Origin of the sequence: Psychroflexus curvus, from assembly GCF_020164585.1 — a bacterium.
In the GTDB taxonomy this organism is placed as follows: domain Bacteria; phylum Bacteroidota; class Bacteroidia; order Flavobacteriales; family Flavobacteriaceae; genus Psychroflexus; species Psychroflexus curvus.
Genome location: NZ_JAIQZF010000030.1, coordinates 1 through 278 on the forward strand (window position 1 = coordinate 1; position 278 = coordinate 278).

Consider the following 278-nt stretch of genomic DNA (forward strand, 5'->3'; position numbering starts at 1 on the left):
GTGCGCGGCGCTTGTGGCCGCTCTCGTCTCGATAGCGGTACCGGTCATGGCTGCAGACTATCCCGCGCCGCAGGATGGCGAGTGGATCGCAAAGGACTTCAAGTTCCACGGCGGCGAGGTGATGCCGGAACTGCGGCTGCACTACACCACGGTCGGCGCACCGACCGGGCAGCCGGTGCTGGTGCTGCACGGCTCCGGCGGATCGGCCGCCAGCATGCTGACGCCGACCTTTGCCGGCCAGCTGTTCGGTCCGGGGCAGCCGCTCGACGCGATGAAAT

Annotated in this window: 1 pseudogene; it reads left to right on the top strand. The window is 68.3% G+C overall.

Features of this window, described 5'->3' with window-relative positions:
* Positions 1-46 precede the first annotated feature (46 nt).
* Positions 47-278, top strand: a pseudogene (locus LB450_RS13640) (alpha/beta fold hydrolase); the annotation flags it as partial.